This is a genomic window from Mesobacillus sp. (assembly GCF_049588175.1).
GTDB lineage: Bacteria > Bacillota > Bacilli > Bacillales > Cytobacillaceae > Mesobacillus.
In genome coordinates, this window is record NZ_JBAVFI010000030.1 from 1 (window position 1) to 3,774 (window position 3,774).

The 3,774-nt window shown below is 40.8% G+C and carries 4 protein-coding genes and 1 pseudogene; 2 read left to right on the forward strand and 3 right to left on the reverse strand.

The features are described from left to right. Together WB217_RS00590 and WB217_RS00595 are read left to right on the forward strand one after the other, a co-directional pair. Positions 1-182, forward strand: a 182-nt coding sequence (locus tag WB217_RS00590) for a hypothetical protein (RefSeq protein WP_423989654.1), incomplete at its 5' end; no start/stop codon positions are given. A 15-nt stretch (positions 183-197) separates the two neighbouring features. Continuing rightward, a complete protein-coding gene (locus WB217_RS00595) occupies positions 198-1,418 on the forward strand; it encodes an MFS transporter (protein ID WP_423989656.1) in 1,221 nt (406 codons plus the stop codon). Between the two features lie 41 nt (positions 1,419-1,459). Here the strand turns inward: WB217_RS00595 and WB217_RS00600 are convergent, their stop codons facing one another. From WB217_RS00600 to WB217_RS00610, 3 genes and pseudogenes are all read right to left on the reverse strand, one after another. Then, positions 1,460-2,638 (reverse strand): YecA family protein, encoded by a 1,179-nt coding sequence (locus tag WB217_RS00600; RefSeq protein WP_423989658.1) that lies wholly within the window; start codon positions 2,636-2,638, stop codon positions 1,460-1,462. Positions 2,639-2,862: 224 nt separating this feature from the next. Beyond that, complete coding sequence (locus tag WB217_RS00605) at positions 2,863-3,378, reverse strand: CBO0543 family protein (protein WP_423989660.1); 516 nt, start codon at positions 3,376-3,378, stop codon at positions 2,863-2,865. A 127-nt stretch (positions 3,379-3,505) separates the two neighbouring features. Continuing rightward, positions 3,506-3,774, reverse strand: a pseudogene (locus WB217_RS00610) (KipI antagonist); the annotation flags it as partial.

Sequence of the window (3,774 nt, forward strand, 5' to 3'; positions counted from 1 at the left end):
GTTCATTTCTTATTAAAATCACCAAAAAAGGTGCGCAATTGGTGAAAGTAGTGACCCCAAATCTTGAGGAAGTTTTTGCGAAAATCACAAACTCTATTCAAGCTGAAAAGCTGGCAATCTATAAAGAGACAGTACTTTCATTAGAGAAAAATATCGAAATGCTTTTGGAGGAAAACAAATAGAAAGAAGGCTAATTCATGAACCAGACATCTAAGTTATGGACTACACAGTTTACAGCCATTGTTCTAATGGCTTTTTTATTTTTTCTTTGTTTGCAGCTGCTGACAGCAGGCTTTCCTGCGTTTATCACTGACGTAAAAAATAACCCGGCACAGGGAGGTTTAATGACCACTGTTTTCATGGCTGCAGCCATTGCTACCCGCCCTTTTGTAAGTTCTCTCATGCAGAAAATGGACAACAAAAAGTTGAGCCTCCTCTCATTGGGCTTTATCGCCATTTCAGTTGGTTTGAGTTTCGGGCAGGAATCTGTTGGATTGTTGTTATTGCTAAGGATTTTTCATGGAATCGGCTTTGGAGTCATCACTACTATTTTTTCGACGATGGCAACGAACATAATCCCAACTCATCGATTAGGCGAGGGTATTGGCTATTACGGTCTCGCAACAAGTGTCGGAACCAGCCTTGGACCCATGCTGGCGTTAGCCCTCCTTCAGATTTTCTCCTTTAATATATTGATCATCCTGTCAATCCTTTTGACTATCATCACTTTGATCCTGAATCTTTTTGTAAAAGGCCCTGAAAGGCCAGTTCCAGCTAAGAAGGCTGTTCAGAAAGTGAGCTTTAAGGAACATGCCTTTGACCGAAAAGCTTTTACACCAGCTATCTTAACGGCATTTTTCTCCATCACACTTGGCGGAGTTATCAGCTTTTTAAGAGAACTGGGGAAAGAAGCGAATATTGTCGCATCCATCTCACTATTCTTCCTCGTTTTAACCATTATGATGATTCTGGTCAGACCCGTATCCGGAAGAATGTTTGATAAGTACGGCCATAAGGTAATCATCTACCCTGCGACGATTGCAGGTATTATAGGACTGTCGCTTTTGGCATTCACTCAAAATACGTTAACACTGCTGATTGCAGCTGGGTTTTATGGAGTCGCGTATGGTACCGTCACTCCTACACTTCAGGCATTGGCAGTCAGTTCCGTACCAAAGGAAAAACAAGGAACGGCAAATGCGATGTATTTTTCATCCATGGATCTCGGCATGGCCCTTGGATCGACAGGACTTGGCATCTTGGCTTCCTATACAAGCTACCATTTTCTTTATGGCTTTTCAGTCGTGTTTCTTCTTGGACTGCTGCTTGCCTACACATTGATTTTTGTAAAAGGCAAACCTGCCGCCGCGAAATATGTGGAATCTTCTCGTGAGATTAGCGGGGATATTGGGATATAAAGAAAAACACGATGACTGGATTCATCGTGTTTTTTCAAGTTTTATTTTCCGCAGCACTTCTTATACTTTTTGCCGCTGCCGCATGGGCAGGGATCATTGCGTCCTACTTTTGGCTCCGCCTTTACCGGCTGTGACTGCATCAAAGGAAATTCCTGGGCTTCTAATTCCTTTTTCCGGTTCAGGTAATCCTCATCACGCTGAATCGCAAGTCTTTTCCACTCACCTAGTTTCGGATGGTCGATGTCCATAACTTTATAGAACCCATAAAGAATTCTTTCACTCTCAAGTATAGATGAATAGTATCCAGCCTTTACAGCATCTTCCACGACCGGAAGTCCATCTTCTGACAGCTGATGGCACAAGGCTTCTACGATCAATACTTTATTTTCTTCATCCTCAATCAATGGATATAAGCTTTTCAGTTTTTCCACTGAACTGGCCGTTTTCGTATTGCCGAGAACAGAAATCGGATAGATTGACATGGAATCATTGTTAATTTTTGATGCGACATGTTCGACAACTGCATCTGTTTGAAACAGTGATAGTGTGTCTGAAATTTCTTCCTGCAACAAATCATCTTCTCTTTCAATGAGACCTGCAAGATAAGGGATATACTGTTCCATCTTCATTAGCCCTGCCATATAGACAGCTAATATCCCATTAAAGTGAAAGAACTTTTCCGTTTCCTGTTCCTTGAAGGTATATTTAATTTCATGATCTTTTATAAAACCACGTTTCACCATGATAGCTGCAATCTCTTTTGCCTTGCTGTACAAATCCTGATTAAAGGAATCGTCTGTTCCAAGGGCAGCAAGAACGGAACCATACTCTTCCCAGACCTGGGTTTCTTCCCCGGTCATTAAAAATTGAATGTAGTCAAATTCCTTCTCTGGCAAATACTTCTCCAGTTGAGTTCGATGCTTCAGTTTTAGGTCAGAACTGATGTTACGAATCAACCTGGCATACAAAAACTGATTGTCAGGACCACATGCCTCTGCACCATTCAAAAGGACCGCAACAGCTTCACTGTTAAACGGAAATCTATCGATATTGGCCAGAATCGTGATCTCCTTTTCCTTTTTAGCGATTGCTTCTTTTAGCAGCCTAACAGTCCAATCTTCAGGTATATGAGGATATTCCATTAATGCGTGCATAACAAATTCCTGGACAAGCAGATCATCTGATAATAAGTGAGGTTCTATTTTTTCAAGAAAATTCATCTGAACCCTCCTCTTTTGTATTATGTACTCTTAAAACATTCTACCAGAAAGAAAAAAGCAGGCACATTTGTGAGCCTGCTCTATCATATTATTCTTTATTGCGGTGATGCTTTACCTTATGCTTGCTGATATAAATCCACATGGCTATGTAGGTCAAAAACAGTAATGCAAAAAAGACAGGTGCTGAAAGTGCATTTTGAATGAACATGGATAGACCTCCTCTTTTACTTTAGACTTTCCAGCGGGACGGGAAATATGAAATAAAAAATGACAGCAAAAGGGATCGAAATCAGCCAGGCTGTTATAGGTTTTTTATAATGGATCCTCAGCACGACGAATAAAATTAAATTCAGCCAGATATTATGCCAGCTGTTCCAGCCGTGATCGTAAACAAACATGCCCCTGTGCGCGAACAGCGCCTCAATAATCGTATAAAAGGTTACCCATATCCCAACATAGATAAATTGATTTCTGTTAGACGATGGAAAACGTTGAAGGTAGATGATTAAACCAACCGGACAAATGAAAAATGTAAAAGCAAGGTTAATAATCGAGTGGTTAAGCCAATCAGCTGTAATTCCGCGAAAAGCCCATAAAGTATGATTATAGTAAATTGTATTGTACAGCAGGTTCATGACCATAAAAAACAAAATGGTCGAATACTGCTTCTTCCACTGTGACCAGTCAACGAATTTATAGGCAAACAAAATCCAGACTGCAATGACCAATAATAAATACATGTACTAATCTCCCCCGTAAACACTGATTTTATCAGTTATTTCCAGTCAGGATGATTTTATACCGCAGGTTGTTTTTCACCAAAAAACCTGAATCCTTAATGGATTCAGGTTTAAGAGATTTAGAACATTAACGCTGATTTCCTGCTACTAAAGTGAAATTCTTGAAAATTTTCTTTCTTCGCAAATACAAAGCCTGAGCTTCTTCGATAGAAATTTCCTTAAAGCGTATGACAGATCCAGGCAGAGCCTGTGCAAGTGCCGGCAGGTCAACAGATACGACAGTCCCAATCCTCGGGTAACCTCCAGTCGTTTGGCGTTCGGCCATCAGGATTATCGGCTCGCCGCTTGCTGGAACCTGGATACCGCCAGGAGGGATTGCGTCAGAAATGATATCTG

Bases quoted from the DNA above. Each gene is read 5' to 3' on its own strand.
- WB217_RS00595 (WP_423989656.1), top strand. From the start codon at position 198: ATGAACCAGACATCTAAGTTATGGACTACACAGTTTACAGCCATTGTT.
- WB217_RS00600 (WP_423989658.1), bottom strand. From the start codon at position 2,638: ATGAATTTTCTTGAAAAAATAGAACCTCACTTATTATCAGATGATCTG.
- WB217_RS00605 (WP_423989660.1), bottom strand. From the start codon at position 3,378: ATGTATTTATTATTGGTCATTGCAGTCTGGATTTTGTTTGCCTATAAA.